The organism is Sphingomonas abaci, from assembly GCF_014199625.1.
GTDB classification, from domain to species: Bacteria; Pseudomonadota; Alphaproteobacteria; order Sphingomonadales; family Sphingomonadaceae; genus Sphingomonas; species Sphingomonas abaci.
The window spans coordinates 605,616-630,202 of the sequence record NZ_JACHNY010000001.1; the positions used below are offsets into that span (position 1 = coordinate 605,616).

The 24,587-nt window shown below is 68.1% G+C and carries 29 protein-coding genes; 18 read left to right on the forward strand and 11 right to left on the reverse strand.

Annotation, left to right across the window (positions count from 1 at the left end; translation table 11 throughout):
- Window positions 1-23: 23 nt before the first annotated feature.
- From GGQ96_RS02655 to GGQ96_RS02700, 10 genes are all read left to right on the forward strand, one after another.
- Window positions 24-929 carry a TraB/GumN family protein gene (locus tag GGQ96_RS02655; RefSeq protein WP_184111252.1) on the forward strand — a complete coding sequence of 302 codons (906 nt, stop codon included), beginning with the start codon at window positions 24-26 and terminating at the stop codon, window positions 927-929.
- 133 nt (window positions 930-1,062) lie between these two features.
- Window positions 1,063-1,689 (forward strand): 50S ribosomal protein L25/general stress protein Ctc, encoded by a 627-nt coding sequence (locus GGQ96_RS02660; protein WP_184111254.1) that lies wholly within the window; start codon window positions 1,063-1,065, stop codon window positions 1,687-1,689.
- Between the two features lie 95 nt (window positions 1,690-1,784).
- Complete coding sequence (gene pth / locus GGQ96_RS02665; protein WP_184111256.1) at window positions 1,785-2,351, forward strand: aminoacyl-tRNA hydrolase; 567 nt, start codon at window positions 1,785-1,787, stop codon at window positions 2,349-2,351.
- 201 nt (window positions 2,352-2,552) lie between these two features.
- Entirely contained in the window at window positions 2,553-2,744 is a 192-nt protein-coding gene (locus tag GGQ96_RS02670; RefSeq protein WP_184111258.1) for a hypothetical protein, read from the forward strand.
- A 434-nt stretch (window positions 2,745-3,178) separates the two neighbouring features.
- Window positions 3,179-3,583: a hypothetical protein gene (locus GGQ96_RS02675; protein ID WP_184111260.1), complete on the forward strand. Its 405-nt coding sequence runs from the start codon at window positions 3,179-3,181 to the stop codon at window positions 3,581-3,583.
- 59 nt (window positions 3,584-3,642) lie between these two features.
- The gene (locus tag GGQ96_RS02680) at window positions 3,643-4,245 is read left to right on the forward strand and encodes a TIGR02466 family protein (RefSeq protein WP_184111262.1); all 603 of its coding nucleotides are present in this window, start codon (window positions 3,643-3,645) and stop codon (window positions 4,243-4,245) included.
- A gap of 162 nt (window positions 4,246-4,407) precedes the next feature.
- A complete protein-coding gene (gene ychF / locus GGQ96_RS02685; protein WP_184111263.1) occupies window positions 4,408-5,508 on the forward strand; it encodes a redox-regulated ATPase YchF in 1,101 nt (366 codons plus the stop codon).
- A gap of 318 nt (window positions 5,509-5,826) precedes the next feature.
- Complete coding sequence (locus GGQ96_RS02690; RefSeq protein ID WP_184111265.1) at window positions 5,827-6,528, forward strand: HAD family hydrolase; 702 nt, start codon at window positions 5,827-5,829, stop codon at window positions 6,526-6,528.
- A gap of 73 nt (window positions 6,529-6,601) precedes the next feature.
- Window positions 6,602-7,891, forward strand: a complete 1,290-nt coding sequence (locus GGQ96_RS02695; protein ID WP_184111267.1) for an alkaline phosphatase family protein — start codon at window positions 6,602-6,604, stop codon at window positions 7,889-7,891.
- A gap of 51 nt (window positions 7,892-7,942) precedes the next feature.
- Window positions 7,943-8,395 carry a MaoC family dehydratase gene (locus GGQ96_RS02700; protein ID WP_184111269.1) on the forward strand — a complete coding sequence of 151 codons (453 nt, stop codon included), beginning with the start codon at window positions 7,943-7,945 and terminating at the stop codon, window positions 8,393-8,395.
- 9 nt (window positions 8,396-8,404) lie between these two features.
- Here GGQ96_RS02700 and GGQ96_RS02705 read toward each other — a convergent pair whose 3' ends face one another.
- From GGQ96_RS02705 to petA, 5 genes are all read right to left on the reverse strand, one after another.
- A complete protein-coding gene (locus GGQ96_RS02705; protein ID WP_184111271.1) occupies window positions 8,405-8,587 on the reverse strand; it encodes a hypothetical protein in 183 nt (60 codons plus the stop codon).
- A gap of 175 nt (window positions 8,588-8,762) precedes the next feature.
- Entirely contained in the window at window positions 8,763-9,290 is a 528-nt protein-coding gene (locus GGQ96_RS02710) for a hypothetical protein (RefSeq protein WP_184111273.1), read from the reverse strand.
- A gap of 153 nt (window positions 9,291-9,443) precedes the next feature.
- Window positions 9,444-10,286 carry a cytochrome c1 gene (locus GGQ96_RS02715; RefSeq protein ID WP_184111275.1) on the reverse strand — a complete coding sequence of 281 codons (843 nt, stop codon included), beginning with the start codon at window positions 10,284-10,286 and terminating at the stop codon, window positions 9,444-9,446.
- Window positions 10,287-10,313: 27 nt separating this feature from the next.
- On the reverse strand, window positions 10,314-11,597 hold the full coding sequence (locus tag GGQ96_RS02720) for a cytochrome b (RefSeq protein WP_184111277.1): 1,284 nt from the start codon (window positions 11,595-11,597) through the stop codon (window positions 10,314-10,316).
- 11 nt (window positions 11,598-11,608) lie between these two features.
- On the reverse strand, window positions 11,609-12,193 hold the full coding sequence (gene petA, locus GGQ96_RS02725; RefSeq protein ID WP_184111279.1) for a ubiquinol-cytochrome c reductase iron-sulfur subunit: 585 nt from the start codon (window positions 12,191-12,193) through the stop codon (window positions 11,609-11,611).
- 188 nt (window positions 12,194-12,381) lie between these two features.
- Between petA and GGQ96_RS02730 the strand changes: the two genes are divergently transcribed.
- From GGQ96_RS02730 to GGQ96_RS02745, 4 genes are all read left to right on the forward strand, one after another.
- A complete protein-coding gene (locus tag GGQ96_RS02730) occupies window positions 12,382-12,819 on the forward strand; it encodes a tRNA (cytidine(34)-2'-O)-methyltransferase (protein WP_184111281.1) in 438 nt (145 codons plus the stop codon).
- A gap of 136 nt (window positions 12,820-12,955) precedes the next feature.
- Window positions 12,956-13,690 (forward strand): Crp/Fnr family transcriptional regulator, encoded by a 735-nt coding sequence (locus GGQ96_RS02735; RefSeq protein WP_184111283.1) that lies wholly within the window; start codon window positions 12,956-12,958, stop codon window positions 13,688-13,690.
- 58 nt (window positions 13,691-13,748) lie between these two features.
- Window positions 13,749-14,591, forward strand: a complete 843-nt coding sequence (gene hemF / locus GGQ96_RS02740) for an oxygen-dependent coproporphyrinogen oxidase (RefSeq protein ID WP_184111285.1) — start codon at window positions 13,749-13,751, stop codon at window positions 14,589-14,591.
- The gene (locus GGQ96_RS02745; protein ID WP_184111287.1) at window positions 14,582-15,208 is read left to right on the forward strand and encodes a GNAT family N-acetyltransferase; all 627 of its coding nucleotides are present in this window, start codon (window positions 14,582-14,584) and stop codon (window positions 15,206-15,208) included. Before hemF ends, GGQ96_RS02745 begins: the two co-directional genes overlap by 10 nt.
- Here GGQ96_RS02745 and GGQ96_RS02750 read toward each other — a convergent pair.
- A complete protein-coding gene (locus GGQ96_RS02750) occupies window positions 15,145-15,996 on the reverse strand; it encodes a hypothetical protein (protein ID WP_184111288.1) in 852 nt (283 codons plus the stop codon). The two genes, GGQ96_RS02745 and GGQ96_RS02750, sit on opposite strands and share 64 nt — an antisense overlap.
- Window positions 15,997-16,115: 119 nt before the next feature.
- Between GGQ96_RS02750 and lipB the strand changes: the two genes are divergently transcribed.
- The 3 genes from lipB to GGQ96_RS02765 all read left to right on the forward strand — a co-directional run bounded on the left by lipB (window position 16,116) and on the right by GGQ96_RS02765 (window position 18,085).
- Entirely contained in the window at window positions 16,116-16,790 is a 675-nt protein-coding gene (lipB, locus tag GGQ96_RS02755; RefSeq protein ID WP_184111290.1) for a lipoyl(octanoyl) transferase LipB, read from the forward strand.
- 89 nt (window positions 16,791-16,879) lie between these two features.
- Complete coding sequence (locus GGQ96_RS02760) at window positions 16,880-17,143, forward strand: hypothetical protein (RefSeq protein ID WP_184111292.1); 264 nt, start codon at window positions 16,880-16,882, stop codon at window positions 17,141-17,143.
- Window positions 17,144-17,389: 246 nt separating this feature from the next.
- Entirely contained in the window at window positions 17,390-18,085 is a 696-nt protein-coding gene (locus GGQ96_RS02765) for a hypothetical protein (protein ID WP_184112197.1), read from the forward strand.
- Between the two features lie 124 nt (window positions 18,086-18,209).
- Here GGQ96_RS02765 and queE read toward each other — a convergent pair whose 3' ends face one another.
- The 4 genes from queE to parE all read right to left on the reverse strand — a co-directional run bounded on the left by queE (window position 18,210) and on the right by parE (window position 22,715).
- Window positions 18,210-18,842: a 7-carboxy-7-deazaguanine synthase gene (queE, locus tag GGQ96_RS02770; protein WP_184111294.1), complete on the reverse strand. Its 633-nt coding sequence runs from the start codon at window positions 18,840-18,842 to the stop codon at window positions 18,210-18,212.
- A complete protein-coding gene (gene queC, locus GGQ96_RS02775; protein ID WP_184111302.1) occupies window positions 18,839-19,534 on the reverse strand; it encodes a 7-cyano-7-deazaguanine synthase QueC in 696 nt (231 codons plus the stop codon). The genes queE and queC overlap by 4 nt, the downstream gene beginning before the upstream one ends.
- A 155-nt stretch (window positions 19,535-19,689) precedes the next feature.
- Window positions 19,690-20,613: an Hsp33 family molecular chaperone HslO gene (hslO, locus tag GGQ96_RS02780; RefSeq protein WP_184111304.1), complete on the reverse strand. Its 924-nt coding sequence runs from the start codon at window positions 20,611-20,613 to the stop codon at window positions 19,690-19,692.
- A 122-nt stretch (window positions 20,614-20,735) separates the two neighbouring features.
- A complete protein-coding gene (gene parE, locus GGQ96_RS02785; protein ID WP_184111306.1) occupies window positions 20,736-22,715 on the reverse strand; it encodes a DNA topoisomerase IV subunit B in 1,980 nt (659 codons plus the stop codon).
- 177 nt (window positions 22,716-22,892) lie between these two features.
- Between parE and GGQ96_RS02790 the strand changes: the two genes are divergently transcribed.
- Entirely contained in the window at window positions 22,893-23,744 is an 852-nt protein-coding gene (locus GGQ96_RS02790; RefSeq protein WP_184111308.1) for an outer membrane protein, read from the forward strand.
- A 104-nt stretch (window positions 23,745-23,848) separates the two neighbouring features.
- Here GGQ96_RS02790 and GGQ96_RS02795 read toward each other — a convergent pair whose 3' ends face one another.
- The gene (locus GGQ96_RS02795) at window positions 23,849-24,544 is read right to left on the reverse strand and encodes a GcrA family cell cycle regulator (protein ID WP_184111310.1); all 696 of its coding nucleotides are present in this window, start codon (window positions 24,542-24,544) and stop codon (window positions 23,849-23,851) included.
- Window positions 24,545-24,587: the final 43 nt, after the last annotated feature.

Here is a 24,587-nt window from a genome sequence, read left to right on the forward strand (position 1 = left end):
TAGGCGTCTAGATAGCCGGCACGATGCTACGGACCCTCGCCACCGCGCTGAGCGCGATCGCCCTCGCTTTGTCGCTGCCCGCCTGTGCGCAAGCGCCCAAGGCTCCTGCCGCCGCGCAGGATGCCGACCCCGCGCTGTGGGTGGTCAAGGACCGGGACACCACCATCTATCTGTTCGGCACCATCCATGTGCTCAAGCCCGGCCTCACCTGGTTCGACGAGGCGGTGAAGGCGGCATTCGACCGCTCGCAGGAGCTGAAGCTGGAGCTGGTGATGCCCGATCCGGCGGCGATGGCCTCGCTGGTCCAGGCGACCGGCACCGCCGCGCCGGGCACGCCGCCGCTCAGCGAGCGGCTGCCCGCCGCCAAGCAGGCCGCGTTCCGCCGCGCCGTCACCGATCTCGGCCTGCCCGCCGACGCGCTCGACCGCTACAAGCCGTGGCTGGCGGCGACCCAACTGTCGATCGCGCCGCTCTCCAAGCTCGGCTACGACTCGGCGAACGGGCCGGAGACGGTGCTGACCGAGGCGGCCAAGGCCGCGCACAAGCCCGTCACCGGGCTGGAGACGGCGGAACAGCAGCTCGGCTATTTCAGCGGCCTGTCGGACACGGCGCAGATCCGGTTTTTGGAGAGCACCGTCGACGAACTGCCGACCGTCGCCGACCAGATGCAGCGGATGGTCGGCGACTGGGCCGGCGGCAAGCCCGAGGCGCTGGCCGCCGAGATGAACGACAGCCTGAAGGACTCGCCCGAGGTCGCGAAGGTGCTGCTGGTCGATCGCAACGCGCGTTGGGCGCGGTGGATCAAGGATCGCATGGCGAAACCCGGCACGGTGTTCATCGCGGTCGGTGCGGGGCATCTGGCCGGCCCCGACTCGGTGCAGGCGCAGCTCGCGCGGCTGGGGATCAAGGCGCGGCGCGTCCGCTACTGACCGGGAAAGGTGGACACGGCCAGCGGCGCCCCGATCTTGCCTTTTACGGCGTGTCCGGCTAAGCGCGCCCGCTTCCGGCCATGGTCATCCCTGGAGGCGTGGCGCGGAAGACAACTGTTCTTGGAGATTAACAATGAGCGACACCATCACGCTCGCTGCCGAGACGCGTGACCGGGTTGGCAAGGGAGCCTCTCGTGCGCTGCGTCGTGACGGCCGCGTCCCCGCCGTCGTCTATGGCCTGAACAAGGAGCCGACCTCGATCCATCTCGAGGAGAAGGCCCTGACCAAGGCGCTGATGACCGGCCACTTCTTCACCTCGGTCATCATGGTCGACGGTCAGCGCACGCTGGCCAAGGACGTGGCGTTCCATCCCGTCACCGATCGCCCGACGCATGTCGACTTCCTGCGCATCGCCGAGCATTCGACCGTCACGGTCGCCGTGCCCGTCGTGTTCGCGGACGAGGAGGAGAGCCGGGGCCTGAAGCAGGGCGGCGTGCTCAACATCACCCGTCACGAGGTCGAGCTGGTGGTCGATGCCGCCAACATCCCGACCGAGCTGACCGTGTCGCTCAAGGGCCGCGAGATCGGCGACTCGATCCACATCTCCGACGTGACGCTGCCCCAGGGCGCGCAGCCGGCGATCGAGGATCGTGACTTCGCGATCGCCACGATCGTGCCGCCGACCGTGCCGACCGCCGCCGACGAGGCCGCGGACGCCGAGGCCGGCGTCGGCGTCAGCGAGGGTGGTGCGGAGGGCTGAGCCCTTCCCCACATCGACGCTTTCGGGGGCAGGGCGGCGGCGACGCTTCCCTGCCCCTTTTCATTTCGGGCGCATGGATTCTTGGGAGACGGGCGATGCAGATCTGGGCGGGGCTGGGCAATCCCGGCGCGCAATATGCGCTGCACCGGCATAATATCGGTTTCATGGCGATGGATGCGATCGCCGCGCTGCATGATTTCGGCCCGGTGAAGAAACAGTTCCAGGGCTGGACGCAGGAAGGCCGGATCGCCGGCCACAAGATCCTGCTGCTCAAGCCCGGAACCTTCATGAACGACAGCGGTCGCGCGATCGGCGAGGCATTGCGCTTCTACAAGCTCGACCTGGCGGCGCTGACCGTTTTCCACGACGAGCTCGACCTCGCGCCGTTCAAGGTCAAGGTGAAGACCGGCGGCGGCGCGGCGGGACATAACGGCCTGCGCTCGACCGACCAGCATCTGGGCCAGGACTATCGCCGGGTGCGGCTGGGCATCGGCCATCCCGGCCACAAGGACCGGGTGACCGGCCATGTGCTGGGCAATTTCGCCAAGGCGGAGATGGACGCATTGTCCGACCTGCTTGGGGCGGTGGCGGCGGAGGCGGGACGGCTGGCCGATGGGAACGACGTCCGCTTCATGAACGATGTCGCGCTCCGGTTGGCGTGAAGCCCGCAAATGATAGTCGCTCGCAGAAAAGCATAAAAGCATCTGCGAGCGAATTGCATCTTGAAGTTTGATTTGAGAGTTACTTGCAAAGCCAGTGAGAGTGTTTCGCAACTGTTGATTTAGGTTGATTTGGGAACTTTGCGGGCGTAATCGCCGTTTCAGCAGACAACGACCCTTCAACATTCACAGAGGAGACTCATCATGGCTCTCACCACTGCCGGCGCCGCCGCCTGCGCCAAGTGCAAGTTCTTCGACTCGGAGGCCTCGGGCGAGCAGCTCGGCCTTTGCCGCTACAACCCGCCGATCAGCCAGCCGAGCGGCGACACCGCCGGCGTCTGGCCGAAGGTCGAGGCGAATGACTGGTGCGGCCATTTCGAGGCGGTGGCGGCCTGATCCGGCACCCTTCTGGCTGAAGGCAAAGGCCGGTCGCGACCACCGTCGCGGCCGGCCTTTTGCTGTGTGCGGCGAATTTGGTGGAGCAGCGCGGCGGAGGATCGCGGCCGCGTCGCGGCATGCATCACGCGGGCGGCGACGGGCCCTTGCCGGACCCGATGCTTCGCGTTCAATGGCCCCTCTCCCCGCCGAGGTCGGACTTGGGTGGACGACCGTTTCGAGTAACCGTCAAGCGCTCGCCAAGCCGGCCCGAGCCTGCTGCAGAGGGTATCGGGAGCGTCGCGAAGGTCTGTCCTTCGCCGGGACGAGAAACCCGGAAGGCGCTGAATCATCAGCCCAACCGCCCCGCTCCTGCGTCCGGCCGCCGCTGGCCGCCATTTGACTCCCTCACCCATTTCTATTACTAAGAGGCATTCTCATTAGCGAGTGCGTGCATGTACGATCTGATCGACCGCCCCGTCGCCGACCTGCCCCGTTTCGAGCAGGTGGTTCTCGCAGAGACCAGGCGGTGGGTCCATGCACTGACGCTGGCCGGGTCCGCTCCGGCCACGCCATCGGGCTTCGCGGATCATGGCGGCGCGCCGGCCGCTCGCAGCTTCGACGCGCTGATGCGCGACTTCGACCAGGGCTCGACCGACACGCTGGTGTTCGAGCGCCCCTGCCACTCGACCGTTTCGGAGACGGAGGCCGTGGTGCTCGGCCTGTGGCGCCTCGTCCGCGCCGACCGGATCGCCACTGCCCGCGCCGCCGCGGCCGGGCTGGTCGACGAGGCCAGCGCCCGCCGTATCATCGCGGCGATGGTCCGCGTCGTCGGCTTGGGCTTCGTCGCGCTCGACTGACCTCGCCGGGCGGGAAGGGCGATTGACGAAGCACCGCGCTTCCCCTCAAGCGGGTCGGCATGACGATCCGCACGCTCTTCCCCACCCTGCTCTACCAGGACGATCTCGGCGATGCCGGGCTGATCGACGAACTGGAGCATAGCGTCCGCGCGCTGGCGGAGGACGACCGCGCCGGTCGCCGCTGGTGCAAGGAGCATGGCTACCGGGGCTATACCAGCTATGCGTCGCTGGACGACCTGCCGATGCGGGATCCCGTCTTCGCCGACCTGAAGCGCAAGCTGGACAAGCATGTCGCCCGCTTCGCCGAGGCCTGCGCCTTCGACCTGGCCGGCCGCAAGCTCAAGCTGGACAGCCTGTGGGTCAATCTGTTGAAACCCGGCGGCCATCACGCCGCGCACATCCATCCGCACAGCGTCGTGTCGGGCACGCTCTACGTCGCGATGCCGCCGGGTGCGGGCGGGCTGAAGCTGGAGGACCCGCGCCTGCCGATGCTGATGGCCGCCCCGCCCCGCCGGGTCGACGCGGCCGAGGGGATGCGGACGTTCGAGACGGTCAGCCCCACGCCCGGCACGGTGCTGCTCTGGGAAAGCTGGCTGCGCCATGCCGTGGTCGACAATGCCGCCAAGGGCGACCGGATCAGCGTCAGCTTCAATTACCGGTAAGCGCTTTCCGCGCAACGGACCGGGGGCCGGTCTGGCGGAGGCGGGCTGGCGCCGCGATCTTCCGGCTTCGCCGGATCGCGCCCTTATTGGTCGCGACTCTGGCCTTTTGGCCACGGCGCGCGTATCGGCGCAGCATATTCCCCTTATCACAGGACGCGACGCATGGGTTTCCGCTGCGGCATCGTGGGCCTGCCCAATGTCGGCAAGTCCACCCTCTTCAACGCGCTGACCGAGACGGCGGCGGCGCAGGCCGCCAACTATCCCTTCTGCACGATCGAGCCGAATGTCGGCAACGTCGCCGTGCCCGACGACCGGTTGCAGAAACTGGCCGCGACCGCCGGCTCCGCCAAGATCATCGAGACGCAGCTCGCCTTTGTGGACATCGCCGGGCTGGTTCGCGGCGCGTCCAAGGGCGAGGGGCTGGGCAACCAGTTCCTGGGCAATATCCGCGAGGTGGATGCGATCGTCCATGTCCTGCGCTGCTTCGAGGATGGCGACGTCACCCATGTCGAGGGCAAGGTCGATCCGATCGCCGATGCCGAGACGGTCGAGACCGAGCTGATGCTCGCCGATCTGGAGAGCCTGGAGAAGCGCGTCCCCAACCTGGTCAAGAAGGGCCAGCAGGGCGACAAGGAGGCCAAGTCCGCCGCCGTCGTGCTCGGCCGCGCGCTCGACCTGCTGCGCGACGGCAAGCCCGCGCGCCTGACCGTCGCGAACGACGCCGACGAGGAACGCGCGCTGGCGCAGGCGCAGCTCCTGACCGGCAAGCCCGTCCTCTATGTCTGCAACGTCGACGAAGGCGATGCGGCCAACGGCAACGCGCACAGCGCGCGCGTGTTCGAGAAGGCGGCGGCCGAGGGCGCGCAGGCGGTGGTCGTCTCGGCGGCGATCGAGGCGGAGATCGCGACCATGCCGCCCGAGGAGCGCGGCGAGTTCCTGTCGGAGCTGGGCCTGACCGAGACCGGGCTCGCCCGCGTGATCCGCGCCGGCTACACGCTCCTCAACCTGCTGACCTTCTTCACGGTCGGCCCCAAGGAGGCGCGCGCCTGGACCGTCGCGGTCGGGGCCAAGGCGCCGCAGGCGGCGGGCGAGATCCACACCGATTTCGAACGCGGCTTCATCCGCGCCGAGACCATCGCCTATGACGACTATGTCACGCTGGGCGGCGAAAGCGGCGCCCGCGACGCCGGCAAGCTGCGGTCCGAGGGCAAGGAGTATGTCGTGCAGGACGGCGACGTGATGCTGTTCCGCTTCAACGTGTGACCGGGGGCGGGGGCTGCGGCCCTTGCCTTATCCAGGTACCGACGGGTCGGGCCGACATCCTCCGGATTTCTCCCCTGCAAAGGGGGGGGCGTGCGAACGTCGACCTGCCCCGGCACGTCAACGTTCGCACACATGCCCAGCATGGTGGCGGGGTGTCGCGGATCGTAGGGACGGCGAACCCTCGCAAGCAGTGACACCGCTCGGTCGGCGCCACGCGATGCCACCTCCCCTTGCAGGGAGGAATTTGGATCGCTTCGGCTGAACGCCGATCGTGGAGAGGCCTTGCCGCCCCGCCCCTGCTGCCATACCCCCCCGCGCATGACGATCCGCCTGATCTGCCTGGATGCCGACGACACGCTCTGGCACAATATGCGCTTCTTCCAGGAGACGGAGGCGGCGCTGGCGGCGATGCTTGCGCCCTTCGCCGATGGCCCGGCGGCGCGGGCGGCGCTGGAGGCGTGCGAGATCCGCAACCTGGCCCAATATGGATACGGCGCAAAGAGCTTCACCCTGTCGATGATCGAGACCGCGCTGGAGCTGGGTGGCGACCGCCTGTCGGTGTCGGTGGTCGCCGACATTCTGGCGGCGGGGCGGCGGTTGCTGGCGCATCCGGTCGAACTGCTCGACGGAATCGGCGAGACGCTGGCCGCGCTCCACGCGCGCGGTGCCCTGGTGCTGGTGACCAAGGGCGACCTGTTCCACCAGGAGGCGAAGATCGCCGCATCGGGGCTGGGCGACCATTTCGCCGCGATCGAGATCGTCAGCGACAAGACCCCGGCCACCTTCCACCGCCTGTTCGAACGCCACGGCGTCGCCCCGCACGAGGCGGTGATGGCGGGCGATTCGCTGCGCTCCGACATCCACCCCGCCCTCGCCGCCGGCGCCTGGGCCGCCTATGTCCCACAACCGCTCGCCTGGAGCCACGAACAGGCGGCGGTCCCCGAGGATCACCCGCGCTTCCGCCGGCTGGAAACGCTGGCGGACCTGCCCGGCTGGATCGACCGGATCGGTAGCGATTGAGATCGCGGCCGAAACGCCACGACAGCGTCATGCACCGGCGATAGATGGGTCCATTGTGAACAGGATCCTCTCGATGCCCCGGTTGCCTTTCTTCGCCGCCTTGCTGCTGTCGGCCTGCGCCTTGCCGGCGAGCCCGCCCGCCCTGCCGCCCGTCACCGCGCCGGCCCGGGCGACCGCAACCGGCGCAACGCCCCCGCCAGCGCCGGCCGTGCCCGACCGCCCGACCACCATCCTGGTCTCGATCGACGGCTTCCGCCCCGACTATCTCCGCCATGGCGACACGCCGCATCTCGACGCCATTGCCGCGGCGGGCGTCTCGGGCAGCATGTACCCCTCCTTTCCGTCGATCACCTTTCCCAACCATTATACCCTGGTCACCGGCCTGCGCCCCGACCGCAACGGCATCGTCTCCAACACCATGGAGGACCCGGCCAAGCCCGGCGCGCTGTTCCAGCTCAGCGACAGCAAGGTCACGCACGACCCCGACTGGTGGAATCAGGCCGAACCCCTTTGGGTCACGGCGGAGCGCGCCGGCATCCGGTCCGCGACCATGTTCTGGCCGGGCTCCGACCTGCCGATCCGGGGCATGCGGCCGCAGGATTGGCTGCTCTACGATCCCGACTATACCAGCGCCCAGCGGGTCCGCACCGTGCTCGACTGGCTGCGGCGTCCGGCCGGGGCGCGGCCGGGCTTCGTCACCCTCTATTTCGACACGGTCGACAAGACCGCGCATCACGACGGCTTCTACGCCCCCCAGAAAACCGCCGCGATCCGCGATGTCGATGCGCAGATCGGCGCGCTCCGGGCCGGGCTCGCTGCGATTGGCCGACCGGTCAATCTGGTGATCGTGTCGGATCATGGCATGGCTCCGGTGCCGATCGCGCAGCGGATCGATCCCGCCGGGATCGCGCCCCCCGCCACCACCCGCACCCTGGGGGGAGGGCCGCTGCTCGGCATCTATCCGCGCGACGGCGTCGACCCGCGTGTGCTCGACGCGGCGGTCGGCCGCCATGCGCACGATCGATGCTGGCGGCGGGAGGCCCTGCCCGCCCGCTTCCACTATGGCCGCAATCCGCGCGTCCCGCCGCTGGTCTGCCTGGCCGATATCGGCTGGAGCTTCGCCGACAAGCCATCGGCCTATGTGCGCGGTGACCATGGCTATGACCCACGCGACCCGGCGATGCGCGCCTTGTTCCTGGCGACGGGTCCGGCTTTTCGGTCCGGTCGGCGGCTGGCGCCGTTCGACAATGTCGATGTCGCGCCGCTGTTGCGCGACCTGATCGGCCTGCCCCCGGGCCAGGGGCTGGACGGCACCGACCGACCGTTCCGGGCCGTGCTCCGCCGCCAGCCACTGGACCGCTGACCCGATCCCTCTCACAATGTCCGCAAAGACGGACAGCCGGAGGAGAGTGGGATGCGCTATTTCGAGGATCTGGTGGTCGGCACCGTCGCCCGCTTCGGCGACTATGCGGTCACGCGCGAGGAGGTGCTGGACTTCGCCCGCCGCTTCGACCCCCAGCCCTTCCACCTCGACGACGACGCCGCCGCCGCGACGCATTTCGGGCGGCTGGCGGCGTCGGGCTGGCATACGGCGGCGATGACCATGGCGATGCTGGTCGCGCAGATGAGCGAGACAGCGGAAGCGTCGCTAGGTTCGCCGGGGCTGGACGAACTGAAATGGCTGCGGCCCGTCCATCCCGGCGATCGGCTGCGGGTGGAGACGGAGTTGCTGGAGAAGCGGCCGTCCGCCAGTCGGCCCGGCCTTGGTCTCACCAAGTCGCGCACCACCACCTTCAACCAGGACGGCGTGGCGGTGCTGACCTTCGTCGCCAATGGAATGATCCGCACCCGCCCGGCCGGCGGGTGACGGAGCGGATCAGATCCGGGCGACGCCCGACAATCGCTCGACATGGCCGCGATGCTCGCCGCCAAAGGCGCGGTCGAGATAATAGCCGGCCAGCGTATAGTGCGCCTTGGTCGCGGAGGCTTCCGTCGAGGATCGCGCCATGCGCAATTCGGCCTCGGCGCGGGCATGGTAATAGGCTTTGTCGTCCCTCATCGTTCGATCCTTGGTGGATGTCTCACGCTGTACTGGGCTTTTCGCCAAGCCTGTTATGCGCTGGCACAGCCATGATTTCCTTCACGGGCATCAATAGTTGATCCCGACCGTCCCCCTGCGGTCGCAGCCCCGGGGCGTCCGGCCGCCGCTTGCATCACGGATGCCGGGGGTTGGTTCAGCGCCGGTCGCGCCCCGGGCGACCGCCACCGCCGCGCGGTCCCCGGACGCCCTCGGGACGCGGCCCCCGGACCGTCGGGGGACGATAACCGCCGCCAGGCGCGACCACGCCGGGCGGCCGCACCCCGCCAGGCTGGGCGAAACCGCCCCAGTCGGCGCGTGGCCGGCGTCCCTGCCCCCAGGCGCCGTTGCGGCCCCAGCCCTGGCGGCGGCCCTGGTCGTACCAGGCGCGGCGGCGATCCTGCCAATAGCGTTGCTGGCGGCCGTTCCAGCGATAGGCGCGGCGATCCCGGTCGAAGACATAGGCGCCGGTGCCGGGATAGTAGAAATTGTCGTACCAACCGTAATAGCCCGGCGCATAGCCGTAGCCCGGACCATAGAGCCCACCGGCATAACCATAGCCCGGGCCGTACCCGCCACCATAGCCGGCATCCAGGCCGCCATAGCCATAACCGTCCGCGCAACCGGCCACGGACAAGCCGAGCCCGACGAGCAACGCCGTCAGGCACGAGGATTTCAGGATCATCGGGAACCTCCGATACATGAGGCTCGCGGTTCGGACGCACCGCCAGTCGGGATATAATCCGGCGGAGCGGCTGCGGGTTCCACGCCTGTTCCCCCGACAGAAAGGGCGAGGCCAGCGGCCCCGCCCCCAGAATGCCGAAATCCGCCTCGTGGATCAGTGCTTCACGTCGCGCCAGACATTCTGATAGGCGCCCCAGGCCAGGAAGCAGAAGATTAGCAGGAACACCACCGAGGCCAGGCCCGCGGCGTGGCGACGCTCCAGCTTGGGTTCGGCGGTCCAGGTCAGGAAGGCGGCGACGTCGCGCGCCATCTGGTCCTTGGTCGCGCGCGTGCCATCGGCATAGGGCACCTGCCCGTCCGAGGTGAGCGGCGGCGGCATCGCGATGTTCAGGTTCGCGAACCAGGGATTATAGTGCAGCCCGGTCGGCGTCTTGGTGCCGGGGAATTCCTTCAGCAGCGCGGCCGGCTGGGCGCGATAGCCCATCAGCAGCGCATGGATGTAGTTGGTGCCGTCGTGCCGCGCCTTGGCCATCAGCGACAGGTCCGGCGGCAGCGCGTTGTTGTTCGCCGCGCGCGCCGCGACTTCGTTGGCGAAGGGCGAGGGGAACCGGTCCGAGGGGATGTTCTTGCGCGTCGTCGCCTCGCCCGTCTCCGGGTTCACGCTGGGCTGCTCGATCGCCCATTGGGTGGCGATCGCCTTCACCTCGCCCTCGCTATAGCCCAGGTCGGCAAGGTCGCGGAACGCGACATATTTCAGGCTGTGGCAGGCCGAGCAGACCTCCTTGTACACCTGGAAGCCGCGCTGGAGTTGGCGGCGGTCGAAGCGACCGAAGAAGCCGTTCGACGCCAGGCCGATATTCTCGGGATGCTGGTGGTATTTCGCCTCCGCCGTTTCCGGCGCAGGGTCGGAGATGGCGGTGGCCACCGTCCCGAACAGCGCGATCGCCAGCACGCCGACAAAGGCGGCCCCGACCAATAGGGAGATCAAGCGAACCATGGTCTGTTCTATCCTCTCGTCGGTTCGTCAGGCGATCGCGGTCTTGGCCGGGCTGGTGCCGCCATGTTTGGCCAGCACCGCCTCCGTGATCGATCCGGGCAGCGGGCGCGGCCGTTCGGATGCGGCGACCAGCGGCAGGATGATCAGGAAATGCGCGAAATAATAGGCCGCCGCGATCTGTCCCAGCACCACGTTGCGCGCGATCGGCTCCGCCCCGCCGACATAGCCGAGGACCAGTACGTCCAGCAGCAGCACGATCAGGAAGATGCGATAGGTCGGCCGGTAATTGGCCGAGCGCACCGGCGAACTGTCCAGCCAGGGGAGGAAGAACAGCAACAGGATCGAGCCGAACATCGCCAGCACGCCCCACAGCTTGGCCGGCAGGATGAAGTCGGCGGTGAAGCTCTTCAGGATCGCGTAGAAGGGCAGGAAATACCATTCGGGCACGATATGCGCCGGAGTCGAGAGCGGGTTGGCCTCGATATAATTGTCCGGATGGCCGAGCAGGTTGGGCGAGAAGAAGATGAGGAGCGCGAAGACCAGCAGGAATACGCCCAGCCCGACCGCGTCCTTGGCGGTGTAATAGGGGTGGAAGGGCACGGTGTCCTGCTCGCCCTTCACATCGACGCCGGTCGGGTTGTTGGAGCCGGGGATGTGCAGCGCCCAGATGTGCAGGACGATCACGCCCGCGATCACGAACGGCAGCAGGTAGTGAAGCGAGAAGAAGCGGTTGAGAGTCGCGTTGTCCGGCGCGAAGCCGCCCAGCAGCCAGACCCGAATCGACTCGCCGACCAACGGGATGGCCGAGAAGAAGCCGGTGATGACCTGCGCCCCCCAGAAGCTCATCTGCCCCCAGGGCAGCACATAGCCCATGAAGGCGGTGGCCATCATGAGGAGGAAAATGACCACGCCGAGCAGCCACACCATTTCGCGCGGCGCCTTGTACGACCCATAATAGAGACCGCGCCCGATATGGATGTAGACCACAAGCAAAAACATCGACGCGCCGTTGGCGTGGGCGTAGCGCAGGAACCAGCCGGCATTGACGTCGCGCATGATGCTCTCGACCGAGCCGAAAGCGACGCCGGCATTGGCGGCGAAATGCATCGCCAGCACGATGCCGGTGACGATCTGGATCGCCAACGCGGCGCCGGCGAGCACACCGAAGTTCCAAAAGTAATTGAGGTTGCGCGGCACCGGATAGCCGGCGCCGACCGCATTGTAGACGAGCCGCGGCAGCGGCAGCTTTTCGTCCAGCCACCGCATCAGCGGCTGTTTCGGCTCATAATGCTTGGCCCAGGGAAAGCTCATCGCGCGTCTCCTCAGCCGACCGTCACGGTCGTGGGGGAGTTGAAGGTATAGTCGGGCACCACGAGGTTCTTCGGGGCCGGACCCTGACGGATGCGCGCGGCGGTGTCATAGGCGGAGCCGTGGCAGGGGCAGAAATAGCCGCCGAACGGACCCTTGTTCTCGCCCTCGCCCGCGCCCAGCGGCACGCAGCCGAGATGGGTGCAGACGCCCAGCGTGATCAGCCAGTTCTCATGTCCCGCCTTGGTCCGCTCGGCGAGGGTCTGGGGGTCGCGCAGGGTGTTGACCGGCACGGCATTGGCCGCGGCGATCTCCGCCGGGGTCAGGTTGCGCACGAACAGCGGCTGCTTGCGGAAGCTGGTCTTGATCGCCTGGCCGGGCTGGATCTTGGACAGGTCGACCTCGGTCGTGGACTGGGCCAGCACGTCGGCGGAGGGGTTCATCTGGTTGATCAGCGGCAGCACCACCGCGACCAGGCCGACCCCGGCGAACGACACGGCGGCGATGTTGATGAAGTCGCGACGGCGCGGATCATGCACCTCCTCGGCGAGCAGCGCCGGGTCTTCGCCGGGAGGAAGCCTATCGTCCACTGTCGCCATTCACCTACCCTCAGCCTGTTATGTTCGGGTTTTCCCGATTGATCCTTTTCCGGGTGTTCCCGAATGAGGGGGCCGCCGTTCCCGCGACGCACCCCAGCCTTTGTTAGACAAGGCATGGCGGCTTTGCCAACAGCATTTTGGTTCGTTAATACTTTGGCGAGGCTGCCCGATCCGGGTTAGGATCGGCCATGCGCCTCGCCCTGTTCGAACCCGATATCGCCGGCAATGTCGGCACGTTGATCCGCACCGCCGCCTGTTTCGAGGCGAGCCTCGATCTGATCGAGCCGATGGGCTTTCCCTTTGGCGAGCGGGCGTTGGCGCGCGCCGCGATGGATTATGCGGAACGCGCCGCGATCACGCGCCATGCCGACTGGACGGCATTTGAACGGACCGTCGCCGGCCGCATCGTGCTGCTGACCACCCGCGGCGCGCAGCCGCTCTGGGACCTGGCGTTTCGGCCCGATGACGCACTGCTGCTCGGCTCGGAGGGCGCCGGCGTGCCCGACCACGTTCATGACCGCGCCGATGCCCGTGTGCTGATCCCGATGCGGGCAGGGCTCCGCTCGCTCAACGTCGCGGTCGCCGGCGGCATCGCCCTGGCCGAGGCCAGGCGGCAGCTTCGGTAGAAATGTTGTTGGCATATTGGGTAACTTATGTTGCCATACACTTTAACCTAGATGTTATGGCAGGCTCATGGGCTCACGATAGGCCGGGTCGGGCGACAGAGCGAGGGCGACTCCCGCCGCATGTCCGGGAGCGTCGATGGCCGATACTGATACCCTAGAACTGCTACTCCGCAAATTGGAGCGCCATACTCCGCTACCGGAGGCGGACCGGCGCGCCGTGCTCGCCCTGCCCGCCCATGGCCGCAGCGTGCCCCCCGCCACCTATCTGGTCCGCGAGGGCGAGCCGCCAACCAGCTGCGTCGTCCTGCTGTCGGGCTTCGCCTTCCGACACAAGATCGTGGAAAGCGGTGCGCGCCAGATCGTCTCGTTGCATCTGCCGGGCGACGCGCTCGACTTCCAGAGCCTCTATCTGCGCTATGCCGACCATAACGCCCAGACGCTGACCCGCGCCGATCTCGCAGTGGTGCCGATCGCGGCGATGCGCGAGCTGGTCACCACTCGGCCGCTGGTGGCGCGCGCGGTGCTGATGGACCTGTTGATCGAGGCATCGATCCTGCGCGAATGGATCGTCAATATCGGTCGCCGCAACGCCCGGGCGCGGCTGGCGCATCTGCTGTGTGAATTCGCCTGCCGGATGGACATTATTGGGTTGAGCGAGCCCGATGGCTATGCGCTGCCGATGACGCAGGAGCAGATCGGCGACGCGCTGGGACTCACCTCGGTCCACGTCAACCGTTCGATTAAGGCGCTGTCGCAGGAAGGGTTGATCACCCGCAAGGGCCGGCTCATCGGCTTCCCGCATATCAAGGAGTTGCGCGAAGTCGGCGATTTCAGCGAGCTTTATCTGCACCTTGACGAGGCCATCGGCTGAACTCGCCCGCTTCCGCCCCCTTTCGCGTCGCCCCTCCCGCTTGCTAGGGGAGCGGGCGATGATCCAGCTCGACGAACAGCAAGCCGCCGCCCGCACCTGGTTCGAGTCGCTGCGCGACCGGATCTGCGCGGCCTTCGAAGCGATCGAGGCGGAGGCGGGATCGGCCGCGCGCTTCACCTATACGCCCTGGGATCGCACCGATCCGGACGGCGCACCGGGCGGCGGCGGCGTCCGGGGAGTGATGAAGGGCCGGGTGTTCGAGAAGGTCGGCGTCAACGTCTCGACGGTCGGCGGCCGGTTCGAGGGGGATTTCGCCCGCTCGATCCACGGCGCGGGCGAGGACCCGCGCTTCTTCGCCACCGGCATCAGCCTGGTCGCGCATATGGCCAATCCGCATGTCCCCGCCGTGCACATGAACACGCGCTTCCTGTGCACCACCAGGCGCTGGTTCGGCGGGGGCGCGGATCTCAATCCGCCGCTGCCGGTCGCCGAGGATACGACCGCCTTCCACGACCGGCTGCGTGCCGCCTGCGACGCACACGACCCGGCCTATTACCCGCGCTTCAAGGCCTGGGCCGACGATTATTTCTACATCCCGCACCGCCAGGTGCATCGCGGCGTCGGCGGCATCTTCTACGATCATCTGGAGGGCGATTTCGACGCCGACTTCGCGTTCACGCGCGATGTCGGCCTCGCCTTTCTCGACATCTTCCCGGCGATCGTCCGGCGGCGGATGGACGAGCCCTTCACTTCGGAGGACGTGGCGGCGATGCAGGTCTGGCGCGGCCGCTATGCCGAGTTCAACCTGGTCTACGACCGCGGCACGCTATTCGGGCTGAAGACCGGCGGCAATATCGACGCGATCCTCATGAGCCTGCCGCCGGTCGCGACATGGGCCTGACTTCCGTCCCCGCCGACCAGCTCGCGACGATCGTCACCACGCTTGAGATGCGCCGACGGCCGCCGCTGCGCCCGATGCCGCCCTCCCCCTTTCGGCTGGTGGCGTGGAAGCCGGCCGATCCGGCGCGCTATCGCCAGCTGTTCCGGCGGGTCGGCGGCCCCTGGCTGTGGTTCTCGCGACTGACGCTGGACGATGCGGCGCTGACCAAGATCATCCACGATCCCGCCGTGTCGGTGTTCGCGGTCGCCGACCCGAAGGGGATCGAGGTCGGAATGCTCGAACTCGACCATCGCCGCGCTGGCGAGTGCGAGCTGTCCTATGTCGGGCTGGTGCCCGAGCTGGCCGGCCAGGGCCATGGCGGCTGGCTGATGGCGGAGGCGCTGATGCGCGCCTGGACGCCCGGCGTCGCCCGCGTCTGGGTCCATACCTGCACGCTCGACCATCCCGCCGCGCTCGGCTTCTACCGCCGCTCGGGCTTCGTCCCGATCGGCCGGACGATCGAGACCTTTCCCGACCCCCGTGTCCTGGGGCTGCTGCCGCCGGAGACGGCGCCTCAGATTCCGATGCTCGCCCCCGTGCCGGCGGATCCGTCCTTGTCGGCGACCGCCGCGACATAGAGCTGCGCGGTGAAGGCGGCGGCGACGACCGAGAAGATCGTCGTCACCACCGCCCCCGCCGCGCCGGCGAGGAAGGCGACCAGGCCCGGCGCATCGCCGCCCAGCACCAGCCGCGCGATCAGCCCGACCACCGACTGGACGGCGATCGTCGGTATCAGCAAAACCAGCGCGAACAGCAGCATCAGGCCGACGATCCGTCCCGTCATCCCCCGGGTCAGCCGCACCGAACGCAGGATCGAACCGATCCCGCGCCGCTCGTTCACGATCACCGCGTTGAGCAGCAGCAGGCGGGCGCCGACGACCAGGCCCAGCACCAGCAGCACCAGGATATAGAGCGAGGCCGACCCCGCCGTGCCGGCCGACACGCTCTGCACCGCAGTGGCGGAGGTGAAGTCGACGCCCGCCCGCATCAGGATGACGATCAGCGGCACGAACGCCAGGGTGAAGACCAACCCCAGCAGCAGGACGATGCCCAGCGCCGGCAACAGCCGCTGCGTCGCCTGGCGGGCCGCATCGGCGCGGGTGGTGGCGGGGTCGCTGGACACGGCAAGCATCGCCAGCTGGCCCCAGATGCCCGCCAGCAGCACCGCCAGCGCCAGCACGGCACCGAGCGCGCCGGTGCTCGGCGCCGCCCCGGCCCCGGCCGCTGCCGGCGTCAGGAAGGCGCTGACCGCATTGCCGACCAGCGTCGGCACGAAGATCGCACCCAGCGCGATCGAGCCCAGGATGGAGGATCGTCCGCGCAGCACCTCGACCGCGCGATCCCAGACATCGCCCATCCTGACCATCAGCGTCTCACCCCTGTCTATCCGCGTCGCCTGGGGGAGATAGCGGAGGCGACCGCCGCTCGCCAGTGGCTGCGCGCGGCTTGCGCTAGGAACCCGCACTTGCCAGATGCGAAGCCATCATGACCCTTCCCGACCCCGAATGGCGCGTCACGCCTGGCCTGACGCCCTATGACGCGGCGCTGGCCACGATGGAGGCGCGCGCCGCCGCCGTGTCGAGTGGCGGCGAGCAAGCGGGCGGCGGCGAGCTGGCCTGGCTGCTCGAACATCCGCCCGTCTATACCGCCGGCACCAGCGCCGACCCGCGCGAGCTGATCGATCCGCGCTTTCCCGTTATCGCGACCGGGCGTGGCGGCAAGTACACCTATCACGGGCCGGGCCAGCGGATCGGCTATCTGGTGCTGGACCTCAACCGGCGCGGCCGCGACGTGCGCTGCTACGTCCATGCGCTGGAGGGCTGGGTGATCGCCGCGCTCGGCGACCTGGGGGTCGAGGCGTTTCGGGCCGAGGGGCGGGTCGGCATCTGGACGTTCGACCGTGCGGGCCGCGAGGCGAAGGTCGGCGCGATCGGCGTGCGGGTGAAGCGCTGGGTGACGATGCACGGCTTCTCGGTCAACGTCTCGCCCGACCTGTCCCACTTCGGGGGCATCGTGCCCTGCGGCCTTCCGACCTTCCCGGTGACCAGCCTAGAGACGCTAGGGGCCTCTGGCTCCATGGAAACTTTTGACGCAGCCCTGGCGTTCAGGTTCCCGCGCTTCCTCCAAACTCTTTCCGGCGCCCGGGAAAACGAGTCTTGAGGGCGAGGGCCGATCAGATTAATGTCTACTCCGATTTGGGTGATAAAGGGCGACCAAGCCAACCAAATCCTCTATCTAGGGAGCTTCCAATGCGTGCACTCATCTCCAAGGTCCTGACCGGTTCGATGATCGCCGGCGCCGCTCTGGCCGTGTCGGCCTGCGGTCCGAAGACCGAGACCACGACCGACAACACGATGGTCACCGACATGAACTCGACCGAGGGCATGGACACCATGACCGACAACATGACCGCCGTGGACGGTGGCATGAACGGTGGCATGATGGCCAACGACAGCATGATGGCGAACGACACGATGATGTCGAACGACACCATGACCAACAACGCGATGTAATTTCCCGTAAAACGGAAAATCACTGCGTGACGAAGGGCCGTCCGGGCGACCGGGCGGCCCTTTCGCATGAGGCGTGGACCGCCGCGGCCGGAGTGCCGGTCGGACGATCGTTCCGGCTGCGACCGACGGTTGGTCGCATCGCGGCCACGCCCGACCATGGATTTCCCGTAAAAGCGGGTGCAGGACCGGGCGAAATGCTTTAAGTTTCCGTTCAGAGATGTTGCCCGGGGAGGCTCTACGGTGAAGATGGTGTGGCGTGGTGCGTGCGCGTTGGGGGTAGTGGCGGCCGGTCTGTCGGCGGCCCCCGCTTCGGCGCAGTTTTTCCTCAAAAACTATGACTATTCGGGCGCGCCGGTGCAGGGTGACGAGCCCGGCATCATGCAGACCCTGCCCGATGCCACCCCGACCGAGAAGACGGCGGCTTTGGTCTGGACGATGCGGTCGGCGCTCAACGTCGCGGCGCTGCAATGCCAGTTCGAACCCTCGCTGCTGACCGTCGGCAACTACAACGCCATCCTGCTCGATCATCAGGAGGAGTTGAAGAACACCTGGACGACGCTGATGAAGTATTTCGCGCGCACCGCCAAGTCTGCAAAGGGTGGCGAGGCGGCGATCGACGCGTTCGGCACCCGCACCTATTCCAGCTTCGCGACCGTCGCCTCGCAATATGGCTTCTGCCGCACCGCCTCTTCGATCGGCCGCGAGGCGCTGTTCATGCCGCGCGGCAGCCTGGCGCAGCTGGCCCAGACCCGGATGCGCGAGCTGCGCAACAGCCTGGTGCCTTATGGCGAGCAGCGCTTCTCGCGCTATATCGGCTTCGACCGCGCCACCCTGCCCCGCCTCGACGCCATGTGCTGGGGCAAGAAGGGCGAGTGGCAGGTCAAGAAGTGCGGCTCGATCGGCTGGCCTCCCGCCGGCGCCGCCGTCGCCGCCGCGCAATAAGGTCGCGGGCGGACAGGCCCGGACTCAGCCGGCTCCTGCGAACGCAGGAGCCCAGGATTGCGCAAGGCGATACCTGACAGCATCCTCGACCCAGGGCCCCCGCGTCATCAGGGGCCCTGCCTTTCTATCGCAGCCCCAGCATCTTGTGCGTCTGGAGCGATAGCCGCCATCTCGGCCGCGCCATCACCATGTCGATACAGGCCGCCTGGTTCGCGGCCGCCTGGGGGTCGTCGAGCGGCTGGAGGAGGTGATGGGCGAAGTCCCAGTCCTCCAGCGCCACCGGATCGATCCCCGTCTGCGGCCAGACCAGCTTCAGCTCGTCGCCCGAGCGCTGGACGACCGCGCTGCCCGCCTTGGGGCTGATGCACACCCAGTCGATGCCCGGATGCGCCGCCAGCGTGCCGTTGCTCTCGATCGCGATCCGAAAGCCACGGCCATGCAGCGCCGCGACCAGCGCGTCGTCGACCTGAAGCATCGGCTCGCCGCCGGTCAGCACTACGAATCGGCGCTCGGCCGCCGCGCCCCAGAAGCCCTCGACCGCCGCGACCAGCGCCGCCGCGTCGGCGAACTTGCCGCCGCCCAGGCCGTCGGTGCCGACGAAATCGGTGTCGCAGAAGCGGCAGATCGCGCTCGCCCGGTCCTGCTCGCGCCCGCTCCATAGGTTGCAGCCTGCGAAGCGCACGAATACCGCCCGCGCGCCCGCATTCACCCCCTCGCCCTGAAGCGTGAGGAACATTTCCTTGACCGAATAGGTCACGGCTTCTGCGCGTAGCGGGTGGGATCGGCGATGCCCGCCTCCTCGAAGCCGCGCGCACGCAGGCGGCAACTGTCGCACAGCCCGCAATGCGCCTCGCCGACCGGGTCGTAGCAGGACCAGCTCAGCCCCAGGTCGAGGCCCAGCCGCGTGCCCTCACGCACGATGTCGGCCTTGGTCATGTCCTGGAGCGGTGCCTGGATGCGGAAGGGGCTGCCCTCCACGCCCGCCTTGGTCGCCAGTTCCGCCAGCCCTTCGAAGGCGCGGATGAACTCCGGCCGGCAATCGGGATAGCCGGAATAATCGAGTGCATTGACGCCGATATACAGGTCGCGCGCGCCCGCCGCCTCCGCCCAGCCGAGCGCCAGCGACAGGAAGATGGTGTTGCGCGCGGGCACGTAGGTGACGGGGATGCCGCCGCCGTCCTCGGTGCCGAGACCGTCCTTGGGCACGGCGATATCAGCGGTCAGCGCCGATCCGCCAAAGGCCGACAGGTCCATCGGCAGCACGATGTGCCGGATCGCGCCGAGCGATCGCGCCACGCGCGCCGCCGCGGCCAGCTCCACCTTGTGGCGCTGGTTATAGTCGATCGACAAAGCGAGGATGGGGTGGCCGTCCTCGCGCGCGCGCGCGGCGGACACCATCGAGTCGAGGCCGCCCGAAACCAGGACGACCGCAGGGGTTTTGGATGCCATGATGGTGCCGCCCGCTACGCCTTTCGCGCCCAAAAAGAAAGGGCCACGGTGAAAAACCGCGGCCCTGAAAGGCATGGCCGGAGCCATCAAGGGAGAAAAGCGTGTCGATCACCCGAACACACACGCCTTTTACCCCGGCAACCCTCAATATAGGGTTAACGGACCGGTTCCAATTTCTCGGCATCGACCGGGAAGTTGGTCGAGCAGAAGGCGCAATCGACCGCGATGATGCCGTGCTCATCGGCCATCTCGCGCCGCTCCTCGACGCCGAACTTGGCAAGCACGCCCAGGATATGCTCGGGCGTGCAGCGGCAGCCTCGGGTCAGGCCGCTGCCGGGCAGCACGCGCACTTCGCTTTCCTCGTTGAACAGCCGCCACACCACGGTCTCCAGCGGCAGCGTCGGATCGGCCAGCTCGTCCACGCCGATCGTGCCACCGAGGGTCGCGACATGCTCCCATTCCGGATGGTCGAGTCGCACGTGCAACCGCTCGCGCCCCTCCTCGCCGTCGGGCAGATGCTGGAGCAGCAGGCCGCCCGACACCAACGACCCGTCCGGCTGGCGGACCGCGCCGACGCGCAGCAGCGTCGGGATCTGCTCGGACTGGACGAAGTAGCGCTCCGCCGCGTCGGTCAGCGTATCGCCGTCGAGCGGCACGATGCCCTGATAGCGTTCGCCGGTCGTCGCCAGGTCGAAGGTGATCGCCAGATAGCCCTGGCCGAACAGCGCGAACAGCGACGGGGTCTCGGGCGCCTCGGCCAGCCGGTCGGCGTCATATTCGATATAGCCGCGCAGCTCGCCGCCACGATAATCGCAGACCAGGAGCTGCACCACGCCGGCTTCCGTACGCGTCTGCATGGTGAGCTGGCCCGCCGCATCCTTCAGCGTCGATCCCATCAGGGCGCAGAGCGTCAGCGCCTCGGCCAGCAGCGCGGCGATGGCGGGCGGATAGCGATGGGCGGCCAGCACCCGGTCCAGCACCGGCCCCAGCCGCACGATGCGACCGCGCGCATGGCGCGCCGGAATGGTGAAGCCGAGGGTCTGGTCGGTGACGGAGGCGGGGGTGATCGGATCGGTCATGGGCGTAGCTCCTCGCCCCGGCGGTCGGCCGGGGAGTGATGCCGCAACGATAAGGCGGGGAAGACGGCTATTTGGGATGCGGCGATGCGATTGGCAACTCGGCTCGGGCACCCCCTTTGCGCTCACGCGTCCAGCGCTTCCTCGTCCAGTCGCGCGGCATTCTCCTGGATGAAGGCGAAGCGATGCGCGGGATTGTTGCCCATCAGCCGGTCGACCAGGTCCTTCACCCCCGCCCGCCCTTCATATTCCTGAGGAAGGGTGATGCGGATCATGCTGCGCTTCGCCGGGTCCATCGTCGTCTCGCGCAGTTGCTGCGGGTTCATCTCGCCCAGCCCCTTGAACCGCGCGACCTCGACCTTCTTGCCGCGAAAGGCGGTGCGTTCCAGTTCGGCGCGGTGCGCATCGTCGCGCGCGTAGAGCGACTTGGTGCCCGCCGTCAGCCGGTAGAGCGGCGGCTGCGCCAGATAGAGATGCCCCCGTCGCACCAGGTCGGGCATTTCCTGGAAGAAGAAGGTCATCAGCAACGTCGCGATATGCGCGCCGTCGACATCGGCGTCGGTCATGATGACCACCCGTTCGTAGCGCAGCGCATCGGGTCGGCAGTCCTTGCGCGTGCCGCAGCCCAATGCCTGGACCAGGTCGGCGATCTCCTGGTTGGCCAGGATCTTGGCGCTGGTCGCGGAGGCGACGTTCAGAATCTTGCCACGGATCGGCAGGATCGCCTGGGTCTTGCGGTCGCGCGCCTGCTTGGCCGAGCCGCCGGCCGAATCGCCCTCGACGATGAACAATTCGGTGCCGGCGGGATCGTCGGCCGAACAGTCGGTCAACTTGCCCGGCAGGCGCAGCTTGCGCGACGAGGTGGCGGTCTTGCGCTTGACCTCGCGCTCCGCCTTGCGACGCAGCCGTTCGTCCAGTCGCTCCAGCACATAGCCGAGCAGCGCCTTGCCGCGCTCCATATTGTGGCCGAGCCAATGGTCGAAATGGTCGCGCATCGCCCGCTCGACCAGCCCCGCCGCCTCCGGGCTGGTCAGCCGGTCCTTGGTCTGGCTCTGGAACTGCGGGTCGCGGATGAAGACGGAGAGCATCAGCTCGCTGCCGACCATCACGTCGTCGGCGGTGATTTCCTTGGCCTTCTTGTTGTTGACCAGATCGCCGAACGCGCGCAGCCCCCGGACCAGCGCCTGACGCAGGCCCTGTTCGTGCGTGCCGCCATCGGGGGTCGGGATGGTGTTGCAATACCAGCTATAGCTGCCCTCGCTCCACAGGGGGAAGGCGACCGCCCATTCGACCCGCCCCTGATCGCCCGGAAAATCCTGCCGCCCCGCGAAGAAATCGGCGGTGGCGCATTCGCGCCCGCCCAATTGCTCGCGCAGGTGATCGGCAAGGCCGCCGGGGAACTGGAACACCGCCTCGGCCGGCGTCCCGTCCGTCAGCAGGCTCGCCGCGCATTTCCACCGGATCTCGACGCCCGCGAACAGATAGGCCTTGGACCGCACCAGCTTGTAGAGCCGCGCCGGCTTGAAGGCGAGCTCCGGCCCGAAGATCTCGACATCGGGGGTGAAGGCGACCGAGGTGCCGCGCCGGTTGGGCGCCGCGCCGACCTGTTCCAGCGGTCCCAGCGTCGCGCCGCGCGCGAAGCGCTGGCGATAGAGCTGGCGGTCGCGCGCCACCTCGACCACCGTGTCGCTGGACAGGGCGTTCACCACCGAGATGCCGACGCCGTGCAGGCCGCCCGAGGTCGCATAGGCCTTGCCGGTGAACTTGCCGCCCGAATGGAGCGTCGACAGGATCACTTCCAGCGCCGACTTGTCCGGGAATTTCGGATGCGGATCGACCGGGATGCCCCGGCCATTGTCAACGATGGTCAGCCGGTTGCCGACATCCAACGACACCTCGATCCGGGTCGCATGGCCCGCCACCGCCTCGTCCATCGCATTGTCGAGCACTTCGGCGGCGAGGTGGTGGAGCGCGCGCTCGTCGGTGCCGCCGATATACATGCCGGGCCGGCGGCGGACCGGCTCCAGCCCCTCCAGCACCTCGATCGACGAGGCGTCGTAGCTTTCGGGCTGGCCTCCCGGGGAGGCGAAAAGGTCTTGGGCCATGGCCCGCCTTCCCTAGCGCAGCCTAGGGAGTATGACCAGTGCGGGCGTGAACGGATCGCGAACACGGCATCGCCGCCCTGTGACCGAATAGACACAAATCAGGCGGAAATTTGCGCCTGGAGGATACGGACGCGTCGGCATTCCGTTTCTAGGCGCGTCATTACCGGGAGTTACATGATGCGTCACATCCTTACGGCCGCGCTGGCCGGCACGACCCTGCTCGCCCTCGCGGCCCCCGCCACCGCGCAGGAGATGACCGAGGACCAGCCCTTCTCCGGCGTCTATATCGGCGCGGCCGGCGGCTATGACGTGCAGCCCAACGATGTCGGTTCGGGCATTGCCTTCGACCGCAATCTGGACGGCCGGTTCGGCGACACGGTGCTGACCGGCACCGGCGCCAACGCCTTCGCGCCCGGCTTCTGCAACGGCGCGGCGCGGTCGCAGCTGTCGCCGGCCAATGGCGGATCGTGCCGCAACGACAAGGATGGCTGGGCCTATTACGGCCGGGTCGGCGCGGATACGCAGCGCGGCAACATCGTCGTCGGCGTGGTCGGCGAGTTCGGCAAGACCGAGATCAGCGACAATGTCACCGCCTTCTCCTCCACGCCCGCCAGCTACGTGATGTATCGCAACATCGACTGGGAAGCGTCGGTGCGCGCCCGCGCCGGCTATGCGGCGGGGACCACGCTGTTCTACGGCACGTTCGGCCCCGGCTATGCGCGGATCGATCGCAGCTTCGCCTCGACCAACGCCACCAACAGCTTCACCGGCTCGGGCAAGCGCAACCAGTTCGGTTTCCTGGGCGGCGGCGGCATCGAGCAGAAGATCACGCGGAACGTCTCGGTGGGCATGGAATATATGTACCACCAGTATCAGGACGACGATTACCGCGTCCGGGCGGCCGGCCCGGCGGGCACGCCCTTCACCAATGCGGCGAACGGCGGCACCACCAATGGCACCGACTTCCGCCGCACCGACGAGAAATTCCGCTGGCACAGCATCCGGGCGACCGCCGCGCTGCGCTTCTGAGGCGAGGGCGCGGGGGCACCATGCTCTCCCGCGCGGGCCGCATAACGGAAAACCCCCGCCGGCCGATGGGCTGGCGGGGGTATTTTCGTGGACGCTACCGGCGATCAGCGGACGCGCGGGCCGCCAAAGGGCAGTGGCGGCGGCGGGCGGCGGTCGCGGCGCGGCATCTGCGCCTGATAGGCATGGCCGCAATGCTCGACGCAATAGGGAAAGCCCGGATTCACCTTCTCGCCGCAGAAGTGGAAGTCGGGCTCGCCCGGATGGCCGAGCGGCCATTTGCAGATGCGGTCGTTCAAATCGAGCAGGCTGGTCTTGCCCGCCATCTCCGGCGACGGCTTGGCCGGGACCAGCCGCCGCGGCGGCGCGGGCGTGGCGGGCGGCTGCTGCTCGCCGGGCGACTGGCGGACGAAGCCACCGGGGCCGACCGAGCGCAGCACCGGTTGCGGCGCGGCGACCCGCTCGGGCGCGGGCGCGGGCTCGTCCTGCTCCTCCGCATCCTCCTCCACCGCGACCGGTTCGGGTGCGGGCGCCGGGGTCGGCGCAGGCGGCGGTGGCGGCGCGACGACCACTGGCTCGACCGGGGTCGGCGCCGGTTCGCTCGTCGCCGTCGCCGTCGCCGTCGCGGTCGCCGCATCATGCGACTTCACCGGCGACGGGCGGGCCTGAAGACCGAGTCGGTGCGCCTTGCCGATCACCGCGTTGCGGCTGACGCCGCCCAGCGCATCGGCGATCTGGCTGGCCGTCTGGCCCCCTTCCCACATCGTCTTGAGCGTTTCGATCCGCTCGTCGGTCCAGGACATGCAGTTTCCTTATCTTGCGCCGTTGCGGGCGGCGGCGGCAGCG